Origin of the sequence: Isoptericola sp. S6320L, assembly GCF_023015685.1 — a bacterium.
GTDB classification, from domain to species: domain Bacteria; phylum Actinomycetota; class Actinomycetes; order Actinomycetales; family Cellulomonadaceae; genus Isoptericola; species Isoptericola halotolerans_A.
The window spans coordinates 17,906-41,225 of the sequence record NZ_JALKAT010000029.1 but is presented as its reverse complement, the minus strand read 5'-3'; the positions used below and the strand labels follow the sequence as shown (position 1 = coordinate 41,225).

Sequence of the window (23,320 nt, the reverse complement as noted above, 5' to 3'; positions counted from 1 at the left end):
CGCGCCCTAGGCTGGCGGTATGGAAGGCATCGTCGTGGGCGTCAACGGCTCGGTCGAGGCGGACGAGGCACTGGACTGGGCGGTCATGGAGGCCTCGTCGAGCGGACATCCGCTGACCGTCCTGCGGGTCGCCCCGGACGTGGACGAGGCGGAGCTCACCGGGGTGCTGGACGAGGTGCGCGCCGAGACGGCCGCCATCCTGGACCGCGCGCGGGAGCGGCACGAGCCGTTCGACGCCGAGTACGCCGTCCTGCCCGGGCCGATCCCCGACGCCCTGCTCGCCGCGAGCGCCGAGGCCCAGATGCTCGTGCTCGGCCGACGGCGGCGGGGACGGCTCGGACGCCGCATCCTCGGTTCGGTGTCCTCGACGGTCGTGGAGAACGCGCACGTCCCCGTCACGGTGGTGCGCCACGTCGACCGGCCGACGGACGAGCCGCACGACGACGCCACCGGCCCGGGCGCCCCGGCCACCGCAGGAGCCGGACCGGTGGACGCGGCCGCCGCTCCGCCGTCGGCCGCCCCGCGCGTGGTGGTGGGCGTGGACACGTCCGCACCGTCCGTCGCCGCGCTGCGGCACGGGGCCGAGGTGGCGGCGCGGTCGGGCGCCCTGCTGGAACCGGTGTTCGCGTGGCAGATCACGACGCTCGCGCCGCTGCCGGGCTCGTGGGGGTGGGCCCCGCCGATCAGCGACTACGAGGACTTCGCCCGCCAGTGCCTGGACGCCGCGATCGCGGCTGCCGAGGTGGACGTCCCGGCCGACCGGATCCGCCCCCGGGTGGTGCACGGACAGGCCGCGAAGGTGCTCATCGAGGCCTCCCAGGGCGCGGACCGGCTGGTGGTCGGCGCCCGCGGGCTGGGCGGCTTCGACCGGCTGGTGCTGGGGTCGACCAGCCGTCAGGTGCTGGACTTCGCGGGCTGCCCCGTCACCGTCCTGCGGGCGTGAGGTCCCCGGCGCCGGGCGCCACGCGGCCACGGTCGTCACGCATGAGGAAGCTCGCGACGAGCGTCACCGCGATGACCACGCCGCCCATGATCAGGTAGGAGTGCGCGTACCCGATGGCGTCGTAGGAGAGGCCGAACAGCCACGAGAAGACGAAGACGCCGGCCGCCTTGGACATGCTGAACCCGATCATGTAGGCGGTGGCGGAGAACTTCACGTCGAACATGCGGGTCACGTACTTCATGACGGAGACCAGCATGAGCGGCATCTCGAGCGCCGCCAGGAGCCGCCACACGACCAGCATCTCCGTGGACGTGATGAAGGCCGTGCCGAGCACGCGCACCACGAGCACCGCGGCGAAGGCGATCAGCCCCCACCGGGCACCGATGCGGTTGATGACGAACGGCATGACGACCATGACCGCCGCCTCGAGCAGGATCTGCACGAACACGACCCGCGAGAAGAAGACCTCGGGGTCGGCGACGGCGGTGGCATGGTCGGCGAAGTAGTTCGGGAACTGCTGGTCGAAGACGTCGTAGAGGGCCGCGGTGCCGAACATCAGCACCATGAAGCCGACGAACGAGCGGTCCTTGAGCAGCGTCCGGAGCGCCTGCGAGCCGGACGCCTCGGATGCGGTCCCGGCGGTGCTCCCAGTGGTGCTCCCGGTGGTGGCCGTGTCGTGGTCGGCGCTCACGGCCGCGTACCCGGGGTCGCCAGGCTTCGGGGTGCGCACGACCAGGAGCAGGGCGCCGAGGACGATCGCCGAGAAGGTGGCGGCCCACCAGATGTTGTCGGGGTCCGACGCCCAGACGAAGCCACCGACGAGCGAGGCGGTCGCACCGGCCAGGGAGCCGAAGAGGCGCACGTGACCGTACTCGAAGCCGTTCGCCCGCGAGGTGCGCTCGTTGAACGCCTCGACCACGCTCACCCCGGCGTTGAGGACCAGGGCGAGGAACGCACCGGCGACGACGGCGCCGAGCACCTGGTTGACGCCGACGATCGGCAGGAAAACGAACGCGAAGAACGGGCCCATGAGCGCCCCGCACACCACCACGAACGCGAAGAGGTGCTTGCGCAGCCCGAGGCGGTCCTGGATGTAGCCGTAGGGCGGCTGCAGGCAGAACGCGACCAGCGCGATCACCGAGAAGACGAGACCGATGTTCCCGCTCGTCATCCCGGCCTCCTGCTCCAGCCAGAGGCTGAGGAAGGTCATCACGAGCTGCCAGATGGCGAAGTAGAAGAAGAACAGCCCACCGATGTTCCAGAAGGCCGGCCTGCGCAGGGCGTCGCGCGCCCGCGCGCCCCTGGTCGGCGCGTGCGGCGTCGGCGCCTGCGGCGCCTGCGGCGCCTGCGGCTGGCTGGGCTGGTGCTGGACCGACATCGGTTTCCCTCCGGCTGTTCTGGCACGGCCGGCTGCGGCCTGCGGTGTGCCCGTACCCCGCCACGGTAAACGATGTAATAGTGCCTCGGGCACCTACTGGCCGGTCGACAAGCCCGTCACCTGCACGAACGTCAGGGTGTGACGAAGGCCATGCTCGGGGCGCCGTCCGGCGCGAGCACCTCGGTCGACGTCGGCACCGGGCGCGTGTCCGGCACCGGCGTGCCCCAGACCGGGTCGCCGTCGGCGTCGAAGGGCAGGACCTGCGCTCGCGCGTGGCGGTTGGGGTCCCACAGCGGGTCGCCGGCGATCTCCGTGTACGTCCGGGCGTGGTAGACGAGCACGGTCTCGCCGTCGGGCGACTCCGTGAACGAGTTGTGGCCCGGGCCGTACTGACCCACCGCCGGGTCCGAGACGAACACCGGCTCGGCGCTCTTGGTCCACGAGGCCGGGTCGAGAAGATCGGCTCCCTCGTCCGCGGTCAGCAGACCCATGGCGTAGTCGATGCCGGTCGCGGCGCCCGAGTACGTCAGGAACACCCGCCCGCCGCGCACCAGCACGGACGGCCCCTCGTTGACCCAGAAGCCCTTGACCTCCCAGTCGTGCTCGGGGCGGGAGAGCTCCACGGCCGGCGTGGCGAGCGTCCACGGGTTCGCCATCCGGGCGATGTACAGGTTGGAGTGGCCGCGCACCGCGAGGTGCTGCTGGGCCCACACGAGGTACTGGTGCCCGCCGTGGACGAAGCTCGTCGCGTCCAGCGCGAAGCTCTCCCACCCGGTGTCCACCTGGCCCCGGTCGACCCACTCGCCGGTGAGCGGGTCGTTGGCCGTGCACTCCAGGACGAACACCCGGTGGTTGAAGGTCTCGTGCGCCCCGGGGGCGTCCGCGGTGCCGTGGTCGTTCGGCGCGGCGGCGTAGTAGACGTACCAGGCGCCGTCGACCCGGTGGATCTCGGGAGCCCAGATCAGGTGCGACTGCGGGCCGGACTCGTGACGGGTCCAGATGGTGACCTCGGGCGCCTCCTGGAGGTCCTCGAGCCGGGCGGCCCGGCGCAGCACCACCCGGTCGTACGCCGGGTGCGAGCCGGTGAAGTAGTACTGCCCGTCGTGGCGCAGCACGTGCGGGTCGGCGCGCTGCAGCACGATCGGGTTGGTGGCGACCTGGTCCGTCATGGTGTCCTCGTTCAGTGTGTACAACGATGTAGAACGGACACGTTACATCGTGCGCGAGACTGGGGTCCATGTCGACCGCGTCACCCTCCCGTCCGGCCGGGCTCCTCCTCACCCCGGGGGCCGGGGCCGACCGCGACCACCACACCCTGCGCGCCGTCGCGGACAGGCTGGCCACGCCGACACCGACATCGCCCGGCCTGCCCGTCCGCCGCGTCGACTTCCCGTACCGCCTCGCCGGCAAGCGAGCCCCGGACCGGCCGCCCGTCGCGATCGCGCACCTGCGTGCCGAGGCCGAGGACCTCGCGGCCGAGCTCGGCGTGGGCACGGAGCGGATCCTGCTCGGCGGTCGCTCGTACGGCGGGCGCATGTGCTCGATGGCGGTGGCCGACGGACTCCCTGCCGCCGGGCTGGTGCTCCTCAGCTACCCGCTCCACCCACCCGGCAAGCCCGAGAAGCTCCGGGTCGACCACTTCGGACAGCTCGACGTCCCCGTGCTGTTCGTCTCCGGCGACCGGGACCCCTTCGGCAGCCCCGGCGAGCTGGCCGCCCACACCGCCGCCGTCCCGGGTCCGGTCAGCACGGTCACCCTGCCAGGGGCCCACGACGTCCGGAACCAGGACGACGCCGTCGCGGCCGCCGTCGCCGACTGGGTCGCCGCGCTCTGACCGGGCGTTCCAGGCGTGCGAGCACGTCCCCTACGATGTGGTTCGCCCCGCCGGAACCCCGGCACCCAGCGTCGGAAGGTCACGCGTGCGCGTCGCCAGCCTTGCGGTCCGTGCCCTGCTCGCCGGCGCCCTCGGTACCGGCCTCGCCCTCGCGGCGACGCTGCCCGCGGCGGCCGACAGCGACCTCGACGTGACCGCCGACGGCGTGGCGTTCGACGGCAAGGAGCTCGAGCACAAGGACGACCAGCGCGTCGGCTACTCGATCCGCAGCCGCGAGGGATGGGACTACGCCTGGCTCACGGAGTCGCTCGACGGTGCGCGGCGGGGCTACGTGGCGTTCACGGCCGCGGCGGCCGAGATGCCCGACGGCTACTGCGTCGCCTACGTCCGGGTGCCCGGCGTCGGCGAGTGGCACGAGTCCTACGGGAGCCCCCGGTGCACCGAACCGGCCGCGGAGAGCCCGTCGCCACCGAGCAAGCCCACCCCGTCGCCGGCAGCTCCCAGCACCCCCGCCGACCCGTCCCCCCGCCCGACGGCGGAACCCTCGGCCGATGCGCCGCCGTCGCCCAGCGCCGTGCCCACGCCGACGCCGACGCCGGACCCGACGCCGAGCGCCACCCCGACACCGTCGCCGTCGCCGTCGCCGTCCGCGAGGCGGAGTCCGGCACCGTCGGCGACGGCGACCACCGGGGCGATGGGCGCCGAGCAGTTCGAGGCGCTGGACCGCAGCTTCGGTGGTGAGCTGCCCGTGATCGACGACCAGCACCAGGCGGCCGAGGCCGACGTGAGCGACGGCGAGCTGTGGGCGATCACCGGGCTCGGCCTCGCCGCCGCCGGGCTTACCGCCGGTGGCCTCGTGGTCTGGCGGCTGCGCGGACGCGGGGACTGACCTCTTCTCAGCGCCCGCCGGCCGGTTCCGGCGGGTAGTCGGCCGGTGTCTTGTCCAGCTCGATCGCGATCTCACGCCGCGTCGCCAGCACCTCCGGGCGTTCCTCGTCCCGCTGCCGCAGGGCGTCACGCTGGTCCGCCTTCGACAGGTGGTCCCAGTAGAGCGTGCCGTCCAGGTGCTGGGCCTCGTGCACGAAGCACCGCGCGAGGAACCCCGTGGCCTCGAGCTGCACCGGTCCGCCGTGCTGGTCCACCCCGCGGATCGTCGCCCCGGACCGCCGGGCCAGGGGGACGTAGGCACCCGGGACGGAGAGGCAGCCCTCCTCCTCGGTGATCAGCTCCGCCGTGTCGTCGATCTCGAGCGACGGGTTCACCACGTGGCCCACGTGGCGGTCGCCGCGCTCGTCCGTCAGGTCGTAGACGAAGACCCGCAGGTCGACCCCGACCTGCGGCGCCGCCAGACCCACCCCCTGCGCCACCTCCATCGTCGCGAACATGTCGTCCACGAGCGCGGCCAGCTCCGGCGTCGAGAACGTCTCGACGGTGCGGGCCGGGGCGTGCAGGACCGGCTCACCGATCTCCGTGATCCGCCGGACCCGGCCGCGGCGCGCCTCGGGCGCCTGAGCGGGGTACGGGTCGACCGCCTCGCCCAGCAGATACGTGGTGGGACGCCGCCGACCGAAGCTCCAAGCCATGGCCAGAGCCTACCGGCGCGCCGTCCCCACGCCGGTGAGCGAGCACACGCCGCACGCGTGATCCTGGCGGCGGAGGTGACGCCGTGCCCCGCACCACGCCCGACCGCCCCGGCGCCCAGCGATGGGTGCCCGACGGCGCCGACGTCGCCACGCTCGGCGCGGCGGCCCACGCGTGCCGCGGCTGCGAGCTGTGGTCCCCCGCCACCCAGGTCGTGTTCTCGACCGGGCCGGACGACGCCGACGTCGTGCTGGTCGGCGAGCAGCCCGGCGACCGCGAGGACCGCGAGGGCGAGCCGTTCGTCGGCCCGGCCGGCCGATTGCTCGCCGAGGCGCTGGAGGCCGCCGGCATCGAGCCCGGCACCGTCTACGTGACCAACGCCGTCAAGCACTTCCGCTTCACCGAGCGCGGCACGCGCCGGCTGCACAAGAAGCCGGACGTCGCGCACGTCCGCGCGTGCCTGCCGTGGCTGGAGGCGGAGATTTCCGCCGTGCGCCCCCGGGTGGTGGTCGCGATGGGTGCGACCGCCGCGCGCGCGGTGCTCGGCCGGCCCGTGAGGATCGGCGAGCTGCGCGGCCAGCTCCTCGACCCCGGCGACGGGCTGCGGGTGGCGCGCGACGTGGAGAACGTCGTCGTCACCACGCACCCCTCGGCCCTGCTGCGCCTGCGGGACCGTACGGACCGGGAGCAGAAGTACGGCGAGCTCGTCGACGACCTGCGCACCGCGAGCGAGGCGGTGCGCTGACGCGCGAGCGCCCGCCGGGCGGCGTCGGACGCGGGGATGCGTGCCGACGGCAAGCCTGCCTACGGTCGTCGGGAACGGCGACCCCGTGACAGCTCGCGAGGGAGGACACGATGACCGACGACCGGACGAACCCGACCACCGAGCCGGACCACGACGACCTGCCGCTGCCCGACTACGACCACCTGCCGGTGGGGACGCTCGCGCACCGGGTCCGGCAGCTCGACGCCGGCGGGCTGGAGAAGATCCTCGCCTACGAGCGCGCGCACGGGAACCGGGTGCCCGTGCTGACGGTGCTCGACCAGCGTCTGGACGAGCTCCGCGAGGGCGCCCAGCCCTCGGGCGGCGACCCGGACGCGGCGCCGTCGCAGGGCGGCACGCGCCACGGGAGCAAGGCCTCGCCGCAGACGGCCGCCGAGCCCAGCCCGCCGGACCGGTTCCAGCAGACCAGCTCGCAGCCTCGCGGCTGACTGCCGGCGACGTCGTCGGCGGGCGGTACGCGCCGAGGGACGACGAAGGCCCGGAACCGTCAAAGTTCCGGGCCTTCCGCGCGCTGAGCCGCCTATCAGAATCGAACTGATGACCTGTTCATTACGAGTGAACCGCTCTACCGACTGAGCTAAGGCGGCGCGCCCGACGACGACCGAGACAGAGCCTCGATCAGCGGGCGCGCCCAGACTACCCGACGCCCGGCCGCGATTCCAAAAGGATCCGCGGGCCCGCCGGCGTCGCGTGGCTCACACCCGACGTCCGGCGCGCTACTACCTCGGCAAGCCCTGCACTACCTCGGCGCCCGCGCTACTACCTCGGCGCGGTCGGCACTACCTCGGCGGGGGTGGCACTACCTCAGCAGGTGAGGCCGTCCTCGGGGACGGTGCCGTCCACGAGGTAGTCCTCGAGCGCGTCGTCGATGCAGCTGTTCGACCGGCCGTACGCGGTGTGCCCCTCGCCCTCGTAGGTCACCAGGACGGCGGAGTCCAGCGCCTCCGCCATGCCCTCGGCCCACACGTACGGCGTGGCCGGGTCGTTGGTGGTGCCGACCACCACGATGGGTGCCGCGCCGGGCGCCGCCACGTCGTACTCCTGCTCGACCACCGGGTACGGCCAGTCGGCGCAGGAGATCCCGCCGTAGCTGAAGAACGTGCCGACGGTCGGGGCCGCGGCCTCGATCTCCGCCGCCTCGGCCCGCATGGCCTCGACGTCGGGGTCGCTGCGCCCGTCCAGGCAGTTGACGGCGCTGAACGCCTCGGTCGAGTTGGTGGCGAAGGAGCCGTCGGCGTTCCGGTCGTTGTAGAAGTCGGCGAGGAACAGCAGCATCGTGCCGGTGCCCTTGTCGATCGCCTCCTCGAGCGCCTGGGTCAGGAGCGGCCAGTTCTGCTCGTCGTACAGCGTGACGGCGACGCCGTAGAACGCGAGCGTCTGCGTCACCTCGCGGTCGCTGTCCGTGGGGTACGGCCGCTCGAGGGCCTGGTCGAGGACGCCACGCACCTGCTGCATGCCGTCGTCCACGGACCCGGTCAGCGGGCAGCCGGCACCGCCCTGGCAGTCGTCGACGTAGGCGCGCAGGGCGTTCTCGAACCCGACGGCCTGGCCGGCCGACATCTCGCCGTCCTCCAGCCGCGGGTCGATGGCTCCGTCCAGGACGAGCCGGCCGGTCCGCTCGGGGAACAGTCCGGCGTACGTCGCGCCGAGGCTCGTGCCGTAGGACGCGCCGAGGTAGTGGAGCTCGTCGTCACCGAGGGCGGCGCGGAGCATGTCCATGTCCTTGGCGGCGCTCTGCGTGTCGACGTTGCCGAGCAGCTCCCCGGTGTTCTCCGCGCAGGCCGCGGCCCAGGCGGCGTTCGACTCCCGGGCGGCCGCCAGCCCCTCGTCCGTCGACAGGTCGAAGTCCTCGCTCAGGTATTGGTCCTTCTTCGCGTCGCCGTAGCACCGCACCTCCGTCGAGTCCCGGACGCCCCGCGGGTCGAAGCCCACGATGTCGTACGACTCGCGGAGCCGGTCGCCGAAGGTTGCCGCCGCGGCCTCGAGGTAGTCGACGCCGGACCCGCCGGGACCGCCCGGGTTGATCAGGAGCGAACCGATCTTGTCCCCGCCCGCCCGGGTCCGCATGACCGCCAGCTCGATCTCCCCGGCGTCCGGGTCGCTCCAGGACAGCGGCGCCGCGACGGTGGCGCACTCGAAGTCGGTGCGGCACTCCGTCCAGACCACGTCCTGCGAGTAGAACTTCTCGAAGCCCTCGGGCGCTCCGTCCCCGGTCGCGCTCGACGCCTGCCCGGCCGGCGTCTGGTCCTTGGCCGGAGCGCCCCCGGTGCACCCCGCGAGGACGAGCAGCGTGGCGAGGACGGCGGCCACGCCGGCGGTCCGCCGACCGTTCGAGCGGGCGGACGGCGGGCTCGGGCGGTGGTGGGTGAAGATCACGGGGCCAACCTACCGGCCGCGCACGGGCACCCGCCGACCATTCACCGAACCTCCTCGGGCGATCCTCCCGACCGCGCGAACCGCAGCCGCTCGGGCGTCTCGGGTGCCGCGGCCTTGCGCAGGAAGTCGCCCCGCCGGGCCGCGAACCCGTGGCGGTCGTCGAAGATGTCGCGGGCCATCTCGGCCAGCTCGATCGTGCGGTGGTACGACAGCGGCCGGTCGGGTGCCCGGTCCTGGGCCGCCTCGGACGCGGCGGCCAGCTCCGCCGGGCCGGCCAGCTCGGCGACGCGCTTGGCGAGCCAGGCGTCGAACTCGCCCGTGTCCCGCGGCCCGACGGCGTCGATCAGGCCCAGATCGGCGGCGCGGTGCGCGGAGAGGGGCAGCCGGCCGGTGAGCAGCATGTCCGCGACCTCCGGCCCGACGCGCGCGGCGACGGTCCACGTGTGCAGCTCGGAGCCGTAGATCCCCATGTCGTAGAACGGGTTGAGCACCACCCCGTCCCGGGACAGGACGACGTCGGCGCACAGCCCGGCCATCACGCCACCGGCCCCGGCGCTCGCCGTGAAGGCGGCCACGGTGAGCTGGTCCGCGCCGGCCACCGCCTCGCAGAGGTCGTCGATGGCCTGGATGTTCGCCCAGGCCTCCACCGCCGGGTCCTCGGCGGCGTCGATGACCCCGAGGTGGATCCCGTTGGAGAACAGGCTCTCCGTGCCGCGCAGGACGAGCACGCTCGTGTCCTCCGCGAGCGCCTCGGTGACGGCCGCGGTGAGCCGCCGGCACTGCTCGGTGTGCATCGCGCCGTTGTAGGAGCGGATCGTCAGGAGGCCGACGTCGCCGTCGCGCTCGTAGTGCGTCTCGGCCAGCTCGGGCGGACCGGCGCGCCGCACGGAGGCCGACCGGGGGTCGAGGACCATGCGCGCCGGCAGCTTGGTGCCGCGTCGCTCGGCCAGCGTGGCCGCGTAGCCCACCCAGAGGGTGCCGTCGGAGGCCGCGAGGGCCACGGCGTCGACGTCGTGGCCGACGACGGTGCCCGGCTCGGCGTCCGGGTCCAGCACGTCGGGGCTCGCGACGGCGTCGAACAGGCAGAAGCGCTCGCCGTCGATCTGCGCCGGAGCGCCCGGGGCGCCGTCGGCCGCCGCGACCCGGCGTGCCAGCTCCTCGACGGGCAGCGACCAGTCGATCTCGAACGCCGGGCGCCGCAGGAGCGGCAGCTCACCGGTCCCCGGGACCTCGCGGGGCATGTCGTCGGCGGGCACGGGCTGCTCGCCCGCCGCGACCATGCGCACCACCTCGGCGACGCAGGCCATGGCCGCGTCGGCCACGGGCCCGTTGTACAGGGCGCTCTTCGCGACGGGGACGTCGGGCAGCGCGAACGTCGACGTGGCCCACACGGGACCGGCGTCCATCTCCTCGACGGTGGACAGGGCCGTCACGCCCCAGCGCTCCTGCCGCGTGAGGATGGCGTGGTCCAGCGAGGACGGCCCCCTGTCCCCCACCGGACCGGGGTGCACGACGACGGTGGTCCAGCGGTCCCACACCTCCTGCGGCACGCGGTGCTTGAGGAACGGGCACAGGATCAGGTCGGGGTCGGCGTCCGCCACGGCCGCGGTCAGCGCCTCCGGCGAGTCGAAGGCCGGGGCGATCTCCACACCGACGTCGTGTCCCTCGTCCCGGAGCGCGCACCAGACGCGCTGCGTCAAGCCGTTGAACGCCGAGACCAGCAGCAGGATCCGCATCATCATCCTCATCGTCGTCGGGGTGCCCGGATGGCACGCCACCGACGATCACAGAGCAAACCGGGTGAAAACGCAAGCCCCCTCTTGACGCCGGGCGGGATGCTGGGGTGCTGGTCAGCCCTGCGGGCGCAGCGCGACGGCCATCGCCTCGAGCGCCAGCAGCGGCGCCACGTTGCCCTCGAGGCGCTCGCGCGCCGTGCCGATGGCGTCCATCCGGCGGACGGTCTGCTCCGGCGTGGCGTCGCGCGCCAGGGCGCGGACGACGTCGGCGTGCGCGGCGTTGACGAGCTCGACCTCGGCGCCGAGCTGGACCACGAGGACGTCCCGGTAGAGCGACAGCAGATCGACCATGGCGCGGTCGAGCACGTCCCGCTGGCGGCGGGTCGCGCGGCGTTTCTGGTCGTCCTCGAGGTGCTTGAGCTGGGAACGCAGCTTGGGCGGGAGCGTGTCCCCGTCGCCGACGCCGAGCGCCCGCATCAGCTCGGCCTTCTCCGTCGCGTCCCGCTCCGCGGTCGCGGCGGTGGCCTCGGCCTTGGCGACCTCGACGAGCTCGGCGGCCGCGAGCACCGCGTCCGGCACGCCCCGGATCCGCCGCGCGACCTCGAGGACGGCGGCGCGCCGGGAACGCGCCTCCGGGTCCCGCGCGAGCCGACGGGCCAGCCCCACGTGCGACTGCGCGGCCCGGGCGGCGTCCAGCGCCAGGCCCGGGTCTGCGCCGTCGCGCCGCACGAGCAGGTCCGCGACGTCCTGCGGCGGCGGCACGCGCAGGCCCACGGTCCGGCACCGCGACCGGATGGTCGGCAGCACGTCCTGCACGCTGGGGGCGCAGAGCACCCACACGGTGTGCGACGGCGGTTCCTCGATCGACTTGAGCAGCACGTTGGTGGTGCGCTCGGCCATCCGGTCGGCGTCCTCGACGACGATGACGCGGTAGCGCCCCACCGACGGGGTGCGCGAGGCCTGGGTGATGAGGTCACGCACCTCGTCGATGGTGATGACCACCTTCTCCGTCGCGACGACGGTGAGGTCCGGGTGCGTCCCGGCGAGGGTGGTGGTGCACTCCTGGCAGCGTCCGCAGCCCGGCGGTGTACCCGGCGCTGTGCCCCGGCACTGCAGGGCCGCGGCGAAGGCTCGCGCCGCCACCGACCGGCCGGAGCCGGGCGGGCCGGTGACCAGCCAGGCGTGGGTCATGGCCGCGGGGTCGGACGCCGCCCGCTGCAGCACGCGCACGGCGTCCGGCTGCCCGACGACGTCGTCCCAGACGGTCCCGCTCGTCGCGGTCATGCGGGGACCTCGGGCGTCAGGCCGAGCCGTGCCGCGACGTCGACCCGGATCTGGCCCTGCACGTCGCCGAGCGACGCGGTGCTGTCGACGACGAGCCAGCGTGCGGGGTCCGCCGCGGCCCGTCGCAGGAAGGCCTCGCGCGTGCGGCGGTGGAACTCGGCGCCGGCGCGCTCCAGGCGGTCGGGCGAGCCGGAGAGCCGGCCGGCGGCCTCGTCGGGGTCCAGGTCGAGCAGCACCGTGACGTCGGGCAGCAGGCCGTCGGTGGCCCAGAGAGAGAGGTCCTCCACCTCACCTTCCGCGAGCTCTCGCCCGCCGGCCTGGTACGCCACCGAGGAGTCCAGGTAGCGGTCGGTGAGCACCACGGCGCCGCGCGCCAGGGCGGGGCGGACGACGGTGGCGACGTGGTGCGCGCGGTCGGCCGCGTACAGCAGCGCCTCGGTCTTCGGGTCGAGGTCCTCGCCGTGCAGGACCGCCTGGCGCAGCTGCGCCCCGAGCTCCGTCCCGCCCGGCTCCCGGGTCAGCACGACCTCGCGGCCGGTGACCTCGCCCAGCCACTTCCCGAGGAGACGCACGTGCGTCGACTTGCCGGCGCCGTCGCCGCCCTCGAACGACACGAAGTACCCGGGTGCTGTGCTCACGGCAGCCACCCTAGCCGTGGCGGCAGACATGCCCGTCGGGGACCGGCTCGGCAGGCGGGAGGCTGCGCACGGCGGGACGATGGGGGCATGACAGCACAGAGCATGAGCCCGCTCACCGAGGACGAGAGCTGGGAGTTCCTCGCCGGGCGTCCGGTGGGCCGGCTGGCGACGTCCGTGGCCGGCGAGCCGGAGATCTTCCCCGTCTCCTTCGCGGTGGGCGACGGCCGCCTGTACTTCGTGACGCACCCGGGCAGCAAGCTGGCGGAGGTGGCCGTCAACGCCCGGGTGGCGTTCGAGGCGGACGAGTGGACGCCCGAGGTCGCCACGAGCGTCGTGATCAAGGGCACCGCAGAGATCCTCGAGCACGACGCCGACGTGGCGGCGGCGGAGGCCACCGGCCTGGTCAGCTACCTCGACGACGGCAAGAACGTCTGGGTCCGCATCACGCCGGAGGCCGTCACCGGCCGCCGGCTGACGCGCTGAGCGCGCCGACGCTGACGACGCGCTGCCGGTTCACTCGCCCGGGTAGACCACCCCGAGGCCCGCGCGGACCTCGTCGAGGACCGCCATGACCTCGAGCGTGTCGGACCACGGCATGCGGGCGCTCTGGGTCTGCCCCGCGGCCAGGCACCGTGCGACCTCGGCCGCCTCGTAGGCCTTGCCCTCGCCGTCGGGCGACGTGAAGCTCCAGGAGGGTCCGTCGTCGGGCACCACCTCGAAGCCGGTGGGGCCGAAGAAGAACTGCGGGATCTCGATGCGGCCCCGCGTGCCGATGATGCGGGCCCCGGCGCCGCCGGACGCCCCGGAGGAGGTGTGCAGGATCGCCTGCGCGCCGCCGTCGTACCCGAGGATCATGCTCACGTGGTCGTCGACGCCGGTCTCGGCGAGCGTGCCGTGCGCCAGCACGGTGTCCGGCGCGCCGAGCAGGTCGTGGGCGAACGTGATCGGGTAGATGCCCAGGTCGAGCAGCGCGCCGCCCGCGAGCTCCGGGGCGAAGAGCCGGTGCGACGGGTCGTACGCGAAGGCGACGTCGAACTCGGCGATGACGGTGCGCACCTCGCCGATCTCGCCGCGCGCGATGGCGCCACGGATCGCCGCGACGTGCGGCAGGAACCGCGTCCAGACGGCCTCCATGCAGAACACCCCGGCGGCCTCCGCGGCGTCCAGGAGCGTGCGGGACTCGGACACCGAGCGCGTCAGCGGCTTCTCCACCAGCAGGTGCTTGCCGGCCTCGATCGCCAGCAGCGCGTGCTCCAGGTGGTGCGAGTGCGGAGTGGCGACGTAGACCGCGTCCACCTCGCCGTCGGCCACCAGGGCGGCGTACGAGCCATGGACGCGGGCACCCGGGGCGTGGGCGTCGGCGAACGCCTGCGCCTTGTCCACCGAGCGGGAGCCGACGGCGGCGACCTGCGCCGCGGTGCGGTCGCGCACGCCGTCGGAGAACGAGGCGGCGATGTTGCCCGCGCCGAGCACTCCCCAGCGCAGCGGGGGTGCGTCCGACGGCTCGGGGACGGTGCCCGCCAGGTCGGCGGTGGTCAGACGGGCGGCGTAGGTGGCCGGGTCGACGGCGTGCTCGGCGGGCAGCTCAGCGGCGGTGTCGGTCATGCGCTCACCGTAGCGCTGCCGTGCGCTGCGGTGATGACGGCGTCCGCCGCCGACTTGACCCGCTGCAGCTCGTCCAGGCTGAGCCCGCTGGACTCGACCACACGGCGGGGCACCTGCAGCGCCTCCTGCCGGAGGGCCGCACCCGCCTGCGTGAGGTGCACCTCCACGACCCGGGCGTCCGTCGTCGCGCGCCGCCGCTCGACGAGGTCCTGCTGCTCGAGCCGCTTGAGGAGCGGGGACAGCGTGCCCGGATCGAGGTAGAGGCGCCCGGCCAGGCCGGTGACCGTCGTGGTGCGCCCGGCCCCGGCGTCCTCCCAGAGCCCGAGCAGCACCAGGTACTGCGGGTGGGTCAGCCCGAGGGGCTCGAGGACCGGCTTGTACAGCGCCACCATGGCGCGGGCGGACGCGGAGAGGGCGAAGCAGACCTGGGCCTCGAGCGCGAGCGGATCCTCGGGCTGTTCCATGACCACATCGTAGGGCCGCGTTATGCTTGGTGCACCAAGTATCTGGCGTGAGCACCGGCGCACCAAGGAGCACCGATGGGACTGTTCAGCCGCCGCCCCGGCGACGACCGCACCTGGGGCATGCGCCTCACCGAGACGTTCCTGCCGATCTTCGGCCCCGCGTCGATCCGGCGCGGGCCGGCCGTCCCCCCGCGCCCGGAGGACCAGGCGCGGGAGGCCGAGCTGCGGCAGACCTTCGAGCGCGTCACCGGGCCCGACGGCCACTCCTACGTCGTGGAGCGGCGCCGGGCGGAGTGACGAAGGACTACTTCTTCGACGTCGACCGCTTGGCCGGAGCCTTCTTCGCCGCCGGCTTCTTGGCCGGCGCCTTGCGCTTCTTCGGACCCTGCGCCCGCTTCTCGGCCAGCAGCTCGATCGCACGGTCCGGCGTGATCGACTCCGGCGTGAGGTCCCGCGGCAGCGTGCGGTTCGTCTCGCCGTCGGTCACGTAGGCACCGAACCGGCCGTCCTTGACGACGATCGGCTTGCCGCTGTTCGGGTCGTCGCCCAGCTCGCGCAGCGGCGGCGTCGCCGCCGCCCGCCCCCGTCGCTTGGGCTCGGCGTAGATCTTCAGCGCCTCGTCCAGCGTGATGGTGAACAGCTGCTCCTCGGAGGAGATGGTGCGCGAGTCCGTCCCCTTCTTCAGGTACGGGCCGTAGCGGCCGTTCTGCGCGGTGATCTCGTCGCCCGACTCCGGGTCCTTGCCGACCACGCGGGGCAGCGACAGGATCTTCAGCGCGTCGTCGAGCGTCACCGTGTCCAGCGCCATCGACTTCAGCAGCGAGCCCGTGCGTGGCTTCGGCTGGGCGGCCTTCGCCTTCTTCTTCGCCGCGGCCGAGAGCTCGGGGTCGATCTCCGGCAGGTCGAGCACCTCGGTGACGTACGGACCGTAGCGGCCGTTCTTCGCCACGATCTCGTTCCCGGACGCCGGGTCGACGCCCAGCACACGGCCGTCGTCGGCCCCCGCGGCGAGCAGCTCGCGGGCCTTGGCCACCGTCAGCTCGTCGGGTGCGATGTCCTCCGGCACGGAGGCGCGCGGTGCCTTGCCGTCCTTGTCGGGCTCGGCGCGCAGGTCCTCCAGGTAGGGCCCGTACCGGCCCACGCGCACGCGGATCCCCTCACCGATCTCCACGGAGTTGACGGCCACCGGGTCGATCTCACCGAGGTCGGCCACCAGGTCGCGCAGACCCCAGGTCTGCGAACCCTCGCCGGCGGCGCCGTCGGTGCCCTCGCCGAAGTAGAACCGCGTCAGCCACGCGACCCGCTCCCGGTCGCCCGCGGCGATCTGGTCGAGGTCCGCCTCCATCTCGGCGGTGAAGTCGTAGTCGATGAGGCGGCCGAAGTGCTCCTCGAGCAGCTTCACGACGGCGAACGCCAGCCAGGTGGGGACCATCGCCTGGCCCTTGGTCCGCACGTACCCGCGGTCCTGGACGGTGGAGATCGTCGCGGCATACGTGGACGGCCGGCCGATGCCGAGCTCCTCCAGCGCCTTGACCAGCGACGCCTCCGTGTACCGCGCGGGCGGCGAGGTCGAGTGCCCCTCCGCGGCCAGCTCGGTGCTCGCCAGGGCGTCCCCCTCGGCCATGCGCGGCAGCCGGCTCTCCTTCGCCGCTCCGTTCCCGCTGCCGCCGCCGTTACCGTCCGACGGGTCGACGTCGCGCGACTCCTCGTACGCCGCGAGGAACCCGCGGAACGTGATGACCGTGCCGGACGCCGAGAAGACGGCGTCGCTGCCGGCGCGCTCCCCCGCGCCCGAGCCGAGCGTCGCGGCGAGCCGCACGGACGCCGTCGACCCCTTCGCGTCGGCCATCTGCGAGGCGACGGTGCGCTTCCAGATGAGCTCGTAGAGCTTGAACTGGTCGCCGGAGATCTCGCGGGCGACCTGCGCCGGCGTGCGGAACGAGTCGCCGGCGGGCCGGATCGCCTCGTGCGCCTCCTGGGCGCCCTTGTTCTTCGAGGCGTACAGCCGCGGCGCACCCGGCACGTACTCGGGGCCGTACAGCTCGGCGGCCTGGCGCCGCGCCGCGTCGGTCGCCTCGGCCGACAGCGCCGGCGAGTCGGTCCGCATGTACGTGATGTAGCCGTTCTCGTACAGCGCCTGGGCCGTGCGCATCGTCTGCCGGGAGGCCATGCGCAGCTTGCGCGAGGCCTCCTGCTGCAGCGTGGAGGTCGTGAACGGGGCGGCCGGCTTGCGCGAGTACGGCTTGGTCTCGAGCGAGCGGACGGCGAACGCCGCGTCCTCGAGTCCCGCGACGACGGCGTGCGCCTCCGTCTCGGCGAGATGCACGACGCCGGTCCGCACCCTGAGGCGGCCGAGGTCGTCGAAGTCCCGGCCCGACGCGACGCGGTCGCCGCCGAGGCCCGTCAGCCGGGCGCGGAAGAGCTGGCCGGCGTCGTCGCCGTCCTGGGGCGCGAACGATCCCGTGACGTCCCAGTAGTCGGCCGTGACGAACGCCATGCGCTCGCGCTCGCGCTCGACGACCAGCCGCGTCGCCACGGACTGCACCCGCCCGGCCGACAGGCCCTGGCGGACCTTGCGCCACAGCACCGGCGACACCTCGTAGCCGTAGAGCCGGTCGAGGATGCGGCGGGTCTCCTGGGCGTCCACCAGGTCGGAGTCGAGGTCGCGGGTGTTCTCCAGGGCGCGGGCGATGGCCTCGCGGGTGATCTCGTGGAAGACCATGCGGTGCACGGGCACCTTGGGCTTGAGCGCCTCGATGAGGTGCCAGGCGATGGCCTCGCCCTCGCGGTCCTCATCGGTGGCGAGGAAGAGCTCGTCGGCGTCCTTCAGCGCGGCCTTCAGCTCGCGGACCTTGGCCTTCTTGTCCGCGTAGACCTCGTAGTACGGGTCGAACCCGTTGTCGACGTCGACGGCGAACTTCTTGTAGGGCCCCTTCTTCATCTCCGCCGGCAGGTCGGAGGGCTGCGGCAGGTCACGGATGTGGCCGACGCTGGCCTCCACGACGTAGTCGTCGCCGAGGTAGCCCTGGATCTTGCGAGCCTTGGTGGGAGACTCCACGATCACGAGCTTGCGGGCCTGTGGCATCCGTTCCTGCTTTCCGACGGTCTTGAGCGATGGTGGGGCGGTGTGCGCTGGTGTGTGGCGGTCCTGCGCGGGCGCCGAGGGGGTGCGGCGTCCTGTCACGGTACGACACGGACGACGACGGCGGCACTCTACCGAGGAGCGATGTGCCGTTCGCACCGCGGTCCACAGCCCCGCCACGATGGTGACCCGGCCCCCGGCGGGGTGCGCCACTACCTCGGCGAGCGGGGCACTACCTCGGCGGGGCGGGCCGTCGCCTGGCGGACCAGCAGGAGGAGGGCGAAGGTCACGGCCGTGGCGGCCAGCACGCCCAGCACCCCGGCGGCGTAGGCCGTGAGGTCCTCGGCGATCGGCACGGTGGCGGCCTCCGCGAGCCGCACGCCCGCGGCCAGCGCGAGCCCGCCGGTGACCGCCGCCCCCAGGAGCAGCAGCCCGGCGAGGACGGACGACCCCGGCGACGCGAAGGCGTTCGGCCGCGGCAGGCCGGACGGCAGACGCCGGCGGCGCGGCGCCACGTCGAGCGAGCTGGCGGGCGTCATGGCGCAGACCAGCGCACCCCAGGCCAGCACCACGAACAGGGCGGCCACGACGTCGGACGGCCGGTGCCACTGACCGATGAGGGTGGACACCCCGGTGGCGCCGGTGTAGGCCGCCCCCAGCACCGCCACGGCGGGCCGCCAGGCCCGCGGGGTGGCGAGGAGCAGGGCGACGGACACGCTCGCTGCGACCGTCGTGTGACCGCTGGGCAGCGTGTTCTCCCCGTTCCAGCCGGGCAGCAGGTCCGGCCGGGTGAGCAGCTGGTGCTTGAGGAGCTGCGTCGTGAGGTTGGCCCCACCGACCAGCACGGCCACCTGGAGGGCGAGCACCCACCGCCGGCGGACCAGCGCCACGGCCATCGCCGCGCCGAGCCCGCCGACGACGAAGGCGACCGAGACCACGTCGAGCACGGGCTCGGCCACCTGCCAGAGCCGACCCTGCCCGTAGGCCGCACCGAAGAAGGCCAGCTCGTCGAGCCGCTGCCCGGGAACCGTCGTCACGAAGACCCGGTAGGTCAGCCAGAGCGCGACCACGGCGAGCAGCCCGACCACCGCGGCGGTCGCCTGCGCCCCCGGCCGGACGCGGGGCGGTGGCGGGGCCACCACCGAGGCGACCGGCTCCGCGCGACGAGGTCCCGCCGGGACAGCTGCGGGGGCAGGCGCGGTCGGCGCGCCACCCGCTGGGGGCACCGCGGCCGGGAGCTCACGAGTGTCACCGTTCACGCAGGTCACCGTATCTGCTCCGTGTGAGGAACCGGTGGACGAGCAGTGGGGTCCGCGGGCGAGGCGTGCGCACCGTCAGCGGGCGAGGCCCGCCGGCAGCGATCCCCCGCCCCGTCCGGCTGCGGCGTCGTGCAGGTGGCAGGCCACCCGGCGCGCTGCCTCCTGCTCGCCGCGGTCCGCGAGGGCGGTCGGCCCCAGCGCCGGGCGCACCTCGCGGCACACGTCCGTCGTGTGGGCGCACCGCGGCGCGAAGGGGCATCCCGGAGGCATCCGCTGCATGTCCGGCGGCGCCCCGGGGATGCCGGTCAGCTCGCGCCGCTCGCCGCGCAGCGGGGGGAACGAGTGCAGGAGCGCCGACGAGTAGGGGTGCCGCGGGCGGCGGTAGACGTCCTGGGCGCGGGCGTCCTCGACGACGTCGCCGGCGTACATGATGGCGATCCGGTCGGCGATCTCGATCAGCAGGGACACGTCGTGCGTGATGAAGACGACCGAGAAGCCGAGCCGCTCGCGCAGGTCCGCGATCTCCTCGACGATCTGGCGCTGCATGACGACGTCGAGCGCCGTGGTGGGCTCGTCCATGATGAGCACCTGCGGGTCGAGCGCCAGGGCCATCGCGATCATCACTCGCTGCCGCATGCCGCCGGAGAGCTGGTGCGGGTAGTCGCGCGCGCGGTCGGCGTTGATCCCGACCATCTCGAGGAGCCCGGCGGCCTGCTCGAGGGCCTCCTTGCGGGTCGTCCGCGGCCGGTGCGCCAGGATCCCGTCGGCGATCTGGCGACCGATGCGGAACACGGGGTTGAGCGAGTTCATGGCGCCCTGGAAGACCACCGACATGTCCTGCCAGCGCGACGCCCGCAGCTCGGCGTCGCTCTGGCGCAGCACGTCGGTCCGGGTCCCGTCGCGGTCCGTGAAGTGCACGCTGCCGGACCTGATCAGTCCTGGCGGTGGCAGCAGCCGCATCGCGGCGTACGCCAGCGTGGACTTGCCGCAGCCGGACTCCCCCGCGAGCCCCAGGACCTCGCCCCGGTGCAGCGTGAGGGACACGTCGCGCAGCACGTGCGTGGCGTCGTCGGTGTATCCGTAGTCCACGGACAGGTTCTCGATCTCGAGCACCGGGTCGCCCGCACCGGGCCCGGCCGTCGGGACGTGCAGGGTCGAGGCGGTCATGAGCGCTCCTCGGAGGTCGGACGGTCAGGGCTCGGCCCGGTGCGCAGCACCGGCGTGAAGCCGATGCGGGGACGGATGCGGCGGCGGCGCAGCAACCGCGCGTTCATGCCCGTGCTGCGCAGGCGAGGGTTGACGAACTCGTCGATGCCGAAGTTCACGAGCGTCAGGGCCATGCCGAGCAGCGCGATGCAGAGGCCGGCGGGGACGAACCACCACCACGCGCCACGCTGCAGGGCCAGGTTGTTCTGCGCCCAGAACAGGATGGTCCCCCAGTTCCAGTCGGACACGGGCGTGATCCCGATGAACGCCAGGGTCACCTGGGACAGCACGGCGAACGTGACCGTGCCGACGAACCCCGCGGCGATGATCGCCGTGAGGTTGGGCAGCACCTCGGCGAGCACGAGCCGCCAGGTGCGTTCGCCGTTGGCCCGCGCCGCCTCGACGAAGTCCCGCTTGCGCAGCGACAGCGTCTGGGCGCGCAGCACGCGCGCACCCCACGCCCAGCCCGTGACGCCGATGACGAGCGCGACCGTGACGCCGCCCGCCGTCGGGAGCTGCCCGGCGATGATGATGATGAGGGGCAGCTGCGGGATGACGAGGAACACGTTGGACAGCGCGGAGAGCGTCTCGTCGCCCGCGCCGCCGACGAACCCGGCGGTGACGCCGACGACGACCCCGAGGACCGTCGCCGAGACGCCGGCGATCAGCCCCACGACCAGCACGCCCCGCGTGCCGACGATGATCTGGGACAGGATGTCGCGCCCCGTGTGGTCCGTGCCCAGCCAGTGCGCCGCCGTCGGGGGCTGGAGCAGGTCGGCGGAGACCTGGTTCGGGTCGTAGGGGGCGATCCACGGGCCGACCAGGGCCAGGATCCCGAAGAACAGCAGGATGCCGATGCCGGTGAGCGCCTTGCCGTTGCGCAGGAAGAGGAACCTCTTGGCGCGGCGGGGGTCGTCGTCGTGCTCGACCCGCATCTCGGGGACGGTCTCGGCCTCGGCCAGCGTGACGTCGTGCGTCATGGCTCAGCCCTCCTGACGGGTGCGCGGGTCGAGCGCCGCGTAGACGAAGTCGGCGATGATGTTGGCCCCGAGCACGGCCAGGGTGATCACCAGGAAGCAGCCCTGCATCAAGGGGTAGTCCTGGGTGTTCACGGCCTGGAAGAGCGTGTAGCCGATGCCCTGGTAGGAGAAGACCATCTCCATGATCAGGGTCCCGCCGACGACGAAACCGAGGGACAGCGCGAAGCTGGACACCTGGGGCAGGATCGCGTTGCGGGCGGCATAGCCGACCATCACCGTGCGCTCGGGCAGTCCCTTGGCGTGCGCCACGGTGACGTAGTCCTCCGAGGAGACCGTCACCATCATGTTGCGCATCCCGAGGATCCAGCCCGCGACGGAGGACAGCACCACCGTCAGGGCAGGCAGGAACCCGTAGTAGATCACCGAGCCGACGAACTCCCACGACCAGGTGGGCACGAGCCCGCGGTCGTAGCTGCCCGACGAGGGGAACCAGCCCAGCGTCACCGAGAACACCGTGATGGCGATGAGCCCGAGCCAGAAGTACGGCACGGCCGAGAAGAACGTGGTGATCGGCAGCAGCGAGTCCGCCCACGTGCCGCGCCGCCAGCCGATCGCCGTCCCGACGAGGGTGCCGAGCGTGAAGGCGATGATGGTCGCGATCCCCACGAGCCCGACCGTCCACGGCAGCGCCTGCTGCACGATGTCGGCGACGGGCGTCGGGAAGAACGTGAAGGACAGCCCCAGGTCGCCGCGCAGCAGCAGTCCCCAGTAGTCGACGTACTGCTGCCAGACCGAGCTCTCCGTGTCGAGTCCGAAGAGGACGCGGATGGACTGCTCCGCGTTCGAGTCGATCCGACCCTGCATCCGGCCCATGAGGGCCGTGACGGGGTCGCCGGGCATGAGTCGAGGGATGAGGAAGTTGATCGTCACGGCGGCCCAGGCCGTGATCAGGTAGAAGATCGTGCGTCGGACGGCGAACCTCATCGCGTGCCTCCCTCGTCCCCGACGCGGGGGCGGTCGGGGCGGTCGGAGTAGCCCCAGCACGCGACCCGGCGGCCCTCCGCCACCTCGATCAGCGCGGGTGTCTCGGTCCGGCAGACGTCCGCGGCGACGGGGCACCGAGGGTTGAACCGGCACCCGGCGGGCGGGTCGACGAGGCTGGGGGCCTCGCCACGCGCACCGCGCGCCCGCGCCGCCAGGTCGTCGGGATCCGGGGCGGACCCGATGAGCAGCTGGGTGTACGGGTGCTTCGGGTCCTGGGTCACGGACTCGCTGTCGCCGGACTCGACGACCCGGCCCGCGTACATCACGGCGGTCCGGTCGGCGAAGTAGCGGGCCGAGGCGATGTCGTGGGTGATGTACAGGATCGCGATGTCGAGCCGGTCGCGCAGGTCCTGCAGCAGGTTGAGGATGCCGAGCCGGATGGAGACGTCGAGCATCGAGATCGGCTCGTCGGCGAGCAGCACCTCGGGGTCGGCGGCGAGCGCCCGCGCGATGGCGACACGCTGCCGCTGCCCGCCGGACAGCTCGTGCGGGAACTTGTCGATGTAGCGGTCGGTGGGCGACAGGTGCACCCGTTCGAGGACGCGCCGGATCGCGGCGTCGAGCTCCGCGCCGCGCAGCCTGCCCTGGTGGATGCGCACGCTGCGGGACAGCGTGTACCGCACCGTGTGCACGGGGTTCAGCGAGCCGAACGGGTCCTGGAAGATCATCTGTACGCGGCGGCAGTACGCGCGGAAGGCCCGGCGTCCGCGGACGGTCGCGTCCCGGCCGTGCAGCTCGAGCCCGCCGGCGGTCCGGGGCATCAGCTGCGCGAGGAGCCGCGCGACGGTGGACTTGCCGGAGCCGGACTCGCCGACGAGCGCGACGACCTCGCCGCGGTGGATCTCGAGGTCGACGCCGTCCACGGCGTGCACGACGGCGCCCCGGCGGCCACGCACCGGGAAGTGCCGGGTGAGACCGGTCGCCCGCAGGACGGGCGACTCGTCGGGAGCGGCGCCGTCGTCGGGCGCCGGGGACGCCGGAGCCGCGGACGGTGGCACCGCAGCGGCGCCGAGGGCTGGGGTACTCATGCGATCACCTGAGGGGTTCGGAGGGAGGGCAGGTCCGGCGGGCGCCGGCGGGCACCGGCGTGACCGGCGGCGGGGACCGCCGGTCACGCCGGGAACCC

Annotated in this window: 22 protein-coding genes and 1 tRNA gene; 7 read left to right on the top strand and 16 right to left on the bottom strand. The window is 73.5% G+C overall.

The window, feature by feature from the left end:
• The first annotated feature begins 19 nt into the window (after positions 1 to 19).
• Positions 20 to 943 (top strand): universal stress protein, encoded by a 924-nt coding sequence (locus tag MWU57_RS14125; RefSeq protein ID WP_246909917.1) that lies wholly within the window; start codon positions 20 to 22, stop codon positions 941 to 943.
• On the opposite strand, the gene MWU57_RS14120 is transcribed toward MWU57_RS14125, so the two are convergent.
• On the bottom strand, positions 924 to 2,321 hold the full coding sequence (locus MWU57_RS14120; protein WP_246909914.1) for an oligosaccharide MFS transporter: 1,398 nt from the start codon (positions 2,319 to 2,321) through the stop codon (positions 924 to 926). The genes MWU57_RS14125 and MWU57_RS14120 overlap by 20 nt on opposite strands.
• Before the next feature lie 131 nt (positions 2,322 to 2,452).
• Complete coding sequence (locus MWU57_RS14115) at positions 2,453 to 3,490, bottom strand: family 43 glycosylhydrolase (protein ID WP_246909911.1); 1,038 nt, start codon at positions 3,488 to 3,490, stop codon at positions 2,453 to 2,455.
• 68 nt (positions 3,491 to 3,558) lie between these two features.
• Here MWU57_RS14115 and MWU57_RS14110 point away from each other — a divergent pair, with 68 nt between their 5' ends.
• Both MWU57_RS14110 and MWU57_RS14105 read left to right on the top strand, forming a co-directional pair.
• The gene (locus MWU57_RS14110) at positions 3,559 to 4,155 is read left to right on the top strand and encodes an alpha/beta family hydrolase (protein ID WP_246909909.1); all 597 of its coding nucleotides are present in this window, start codon (positions 3,559 to 3,561) and stop codon (positions 4,153 to 4,155) included.
• Between the two features lie 85 nt (positions 4,156 to 4,240).
• Positions 4,241 to 5,044, top strand: a complete 804-nt coding sequence (locus MWU57_RS14105) for a hypothetical protein (RefSeq protein WP_246909906.1) — start codon at positions 4,241 to 4,243, stop codon at positions 5,042 to 5,044.
• 7 nt (positions 5,045 to 5,051) lie between these two features.
• Here the strand turns inward: MWU57_RS14105 and def are convergent, their stop codons facing one another.
• Positions 5,052 to 5,738 carry a peptide deformylase gene (gene def / locus MWU57_RS14100; RefSeq protein WP_106264759.1) on the bottom strand — a complete coding sequence of 229 codons (687 nt, stop codon included), beginning with the start codon at positions 5,736 to 5,738 and terminating at the stop codon, positions 5,052 to 5,054.
• 83 nt (positions 5,739 to 5,821) lie between these two features.
• Here def and MWU57_RS14095 point away from each other — a divergent pair, with 83 nt between their 5' ends.
• Positions 5,822 to 6,481: a UdgX family uracil-DNA binding protein gene (locus MWU57_RS14095; RefSeq protein ID WP_246909901.1), complete on the top strand. Its 660-nt coding sequence runs from the start codon at positions 5,822 to 5,824 to the stop codon at positions 6,479 to 6,481.
• A 110-nt stretch (positions 6,482 to 6,591) separates the two neighbouring features.
• Positions 6,592 to 6,948, top strand: a complete 357-nt coding sequence (locus MWU57_RS14090) for a hypothetical protein (RefSeq protein WP_246909898.1) — start codon at positions 6,592 to 6,594, stop codon at positions 6,946 to 6,948.
• An 86-nt stretch (positions 6,949 to 7,034) separates the two neighbouring features.
• Here the strand turns inward: MWU57_RS14090 and MWU57_RS14085 are convergent.
• The 5 genes from MWU57_RS14085 to tmk all read right to left on the bottom strand — a co-directional run bounded on the left by MWU57_RS14085 (position 7,035) and on the right by tmk (position 12,584).
• A tRNA-Thr gene (locus tag MWU57_RS14085) sits at positions 7,035 to 7,107 on the bottom strand.
• 217 nt (positions 7,108 to 7,324) lie between these two features.
• Positions 7,325 to 8,896: an alpha/beta hydrolase gene (locus MWU57_RS14080; RefSeq protein WP_246909895.1), complete on the bottom strand. Its 1,572-nt coding sequence runs from the start codon at positions 8,894 to 8,896 to the stop codon at positions 7,325 to 7,327.
• A gap of 41 nt (positions 8,897 to 8,937) precedes the next feature.
• Positions 8,938 to 10,644: an enoyl-CoA hydratase-related protein gene (locus MWU57_RS14075; protein ID WP_246909893.1), complete on the bottom strand. Its 1,707-nt coding sequence runs from the start codon at positions 10,642 to 10,644 to the stop codon at positions 8,938 to 8,940.
• Positions 10,645 to 10,746: 102 nt separating this feature from the next.
• The gene (locus MWU57_RS14070; RefSeq protein ID WP_246909890.1) at positions 10,747 to 11,916 is read right to left on the bottom strand and encodes a DNA polymerase III subunit delta'; all 1,170 of its coding nucleotides are present in this window, start codon (positions 11,914 to 11,916) and stop codon (positions 10,747 to 10,749) included.
• The gene (tmk, locus tag MWU57_RS14065) at positions 11,913 to 12,584 is read right to left on the bottom strand and encodes a dTMP kinase (protein ID WP_106264750.1); all 672 of its coding nucleotides are present in this window, start codon (positions 12,582 to 12,584) and stop codon (positions 11,913 to 11,915) included. Before tmk ends, MWU57_RS14070 begins: the two co-directional genes overlap by 4 nt.
• Before the next feature lie 57 nt (positions 12,585 to 12,641).
• On the opposite strand from tmk, the gene MWU57_RS14060 reads away from it, so the two are divergent.
• Entirely contained in the window at positions 12,642 to 13,037 is a 396-nt protein-coding gene (locus tag MWU57_RS14060; protein WP_106264748.1) for a pyridoxamine 5'-phosphate oxidase family protein, read from the top strand.
• A gap of 30 nt (positions 13,038 to 13,067) precedes the next feature.
• Here the strand turns inward: MWU57_RS14060 and MWU57_RS14055 are convergent, their stop codons facing one another.
• Both MWU57_RS14055 and MWU57_RS14050 read right to left on the bottom strand, forming a co-directional pair.
• Positions 13,068 to 14,159: a Gfo/Idh/MocA family protein gene (locus MWU57_RS14055; protein WP_246909888.1), complete on the bottom strand. Its 1,092-nt coding sequence runs from the start codon at positions 14,157 to 14,159 to the stop codon at positions 13,068 to 13,070.
• Entirely contained in the window at positions 14,156 to 14,623 is a 468-nt protein-coding gene (locus tag MWU57_RS14050; RefSeq protein WP_246909886.1) for a MarR family winged helix-turn-helix transcriptional regulator, read from the bottom strand. The genes MWU57_RS14055 and MWU57_RS14050 overlap by 4 nt, the downstream gene beginning before the upstream one ends.
• 75 nt (positions 14,624 to 14,698) lie before the next feature.
• Here MWU57_RS14050 and MWU57_RS14045 point away from each other — a divergent pair, with 75 nt between their 5' ends.
• Positions 14,699 to 14,920 (top strand): hypothetical protein, encoded by a 222-nt coding sequence (locus MWU57_RS14045; RefSeq protein ID WP_106264743.1) that lies wholly within the window; start codon positions 14,699 to 14,701, stop codon positions 14,918 to 14,920.
• 7 nt (positions 14,921 to 14,927) lie between these two features.
• On the opposite strand, the gene topA is transcribed toward MWU57_RS14045, so the two are convergent.
• From topA to MWU57_RS14015, 6 genes are all read right to left on the bottom strand, one after another.
• On the bottom strand, positions 14,928 to 17,708 hold the full coding sequence (gene topA, locus MWU57_RS14040; RefSeq protein ID WP_246909883.1) for a type I DNA topoisomerase: 2,781 nt from the start codon (positions 17,706 to 17,708) through the stop codon (positions 14,928 to 14,930).
• 209 nt (positions 17,709 to 17,917) lie between these two features.
• Positions 17,918 to 18,964, bottom strand: a complete 1,047-nt coding sequence (locus MWU57_RS14035; protein WP_246909881.1) for a phosphatase PAP2 family protein — start codon at positions 18,962 to 18,964, stop codon at positions 17,918 to 17,920.
• 75 nt (positions 18,965 to 19,039) lie between these two features.
• On the bottom strand, positions 19,040 to 20,131 hold the full coding sequence (locus MWU57_RS14030) for an ABC transporter ATP-binding protein (protein ID WP_246909879.1): 1,092 nt from the start codon (positions 20,129 to 20,131) through the stop codon (positions 19,040 to 19,042).
• Positions 20,128 to 21,150: an ABC transporter permease gene (locus MWU57_RS14025; RefSeq protein ID WP_374108562.1), complete on the bottom strand. Its 1,023-nt coding sequence runs from the start codon at positions 21,148 to 21,150 to the stop codon at positions 20,128 to 20,130. The genes MWU57_RS14030 and MWU57_RS14025 overlap by 4 nt, the downstream gene beginning before the upstream one ends.
• A gap of 3 nt (positions 21,151 to 21,153) precedes the next feature.
• Positions 21,154 to 22,134 carry an ABC transporter permease gene (locus MWU57_RS14020; RefSeq protein WP_246909877.1) on the bottom strand — a complete coding sequence of 327 codons (981 nt, stop codon included), beginning with the start codon at positions 22,132 to 22,134 and terminating at the stop codon, positions 21,154 to 21,156.
• Entirely contained in the window at positions 22,131 to 23,222 is a 1,092-nt protein-coding gene (locus MWU57_RS14015; protein ID WP_246909875.1) for an ABC transporter ATP-binding protein, read from the bottom strand. Before MWU57_RS14015 ends, MWU57_RS14020 begins: the two co-directional genes overlap by 4 nt.
• Positions 23,223 to 23,320: the final 98 nt, after the last annotated feature.

Bases quoted from the DNA above. Each gene is read 5' to 3' on its own strand.
- MWU57_RS14125 (WP_246909917.1), top strand. From the start codon at position 20: ATGGAAGGCATCGTCGTGGGCGTCAACGGCTCGGTCGAGGCGGACGAG.
- MWU57_RS14070 (WP_246909890.1), bottom strand. From the start codon at position 11,916: ATGACCGCGACGAGCGGGACCGTCTGGGACGACGTCGTCGGGCAGCCG.
- tmk (WP_106264750.1), bottom strand. From the start codon at position 12,584: ATGTCTGCCGCCACGGCTAGGGTGGCTGCCGTGAGCACAGCACCCGGG.
- MWU57_RS14055 (WP_246909888.1), bottom strand. From the start codon at position 14,159: ATGACCGACACCGCCGCTGAGCTGCCCGCCGAGCACGCCGTCGACCCG.
- MWU57_RS14110 (WP_246909909.1), top strand. From the start codon at position 3,559: ATGTCGACCGCGTCACCCTCCCGTCCGGCCGGGCTCCTCCTCACCCCG.
- MWU57_RS14045 (WP_106264743.1), top strand. From the start codon at position 14,699: ATGGGACTGTTCAGCCGCCGCCCCGGCGACGACCGCACCTGGGGCATG.
- MWU57_RS14015 (WP_246909875.1), bottom strand. From the start codon at position 23,222: ATGAGTACCCCAGCCCTCGGCGCCGCTGCGGTGCCACCGTCCGCGGCT.
- MWU57_RS14060 (WP_106264748.1), top strand. From the start codon at position 12,642: ATGACAGCACAGAGCATGAGCCCGCTCACCGAGGACGAGAGCTGGGAG.
- MWU57_RS14030 (WP_246909879.1), bottom strand. From the start codon at position 20,131: ATGACCGCCTCGACCCTGCACGTCCCGACGGCCGGGCCCGGTGCGGGC.
- MWU57_RS14115 (WP_246909911.1), bottom strand. From the start codon at position 3,490: ATGACGGACCAGGTCGCCACCAACCCGATCGTGCTGCAGCGCGCCGAC.
- topA (WP_246909883.1), bottom strand. From the start codon at position 17,708: ATGCCACAGGCCCGCAAGCTCGTGATCGTGGAGTCTCCCACCAAGGCT.
- MWU57_RS14090 (WP_246909898.1), top strand. From the start codon at position 6,592: ATGACCGACGACCGGACGAACCCGACCACCGAGCCGGACCACGACGAC.
- def (WP_106264759.1), bottom strand. From the start codon at position 5,738: ATGGCTTGGAGCTTCGGTCGGCGGCGTCCCACCACGTATCTGCTGGGC.
- MWU57_RS14075 (WP_246909893.1), bottom strand. From the start codon at position 10,644: ATGAGGATGATGATGCGGATCCTGCTGCTGGTCTCGGCGTTCAACGGC.
- MWU57_RS14025 (WP_374108562.1), bottom strand. From the start codon at position 21,150: ATGACGCACGACGTCACGCTGGCCGAGGCCGAGACCGTCCCCGAGATG.
- MWU57_RS14020 (WP_246909877.1), bottom strand. From the start codon at position 22,134: ATGAGGTTCGCCGTCCGACGCACGATCTTCTACCTGATCACGGCCTGG.
- MWU57_RS14120 (WP_246909914.1), bottom strand. From the start codon at position 2,321: ATGTCGGTCCAGCACCAGCCCAGCCAGCCGCAGGCGCCGCAGGCGCCG.
- MWU57_RS14050 (WP_246909886.1), bottom strand. From the start codon at position 14,623: ATGGAACAGCCCGAGGATCCGCTCGCGCTCGAGGCCCAGGTCTGCTTC.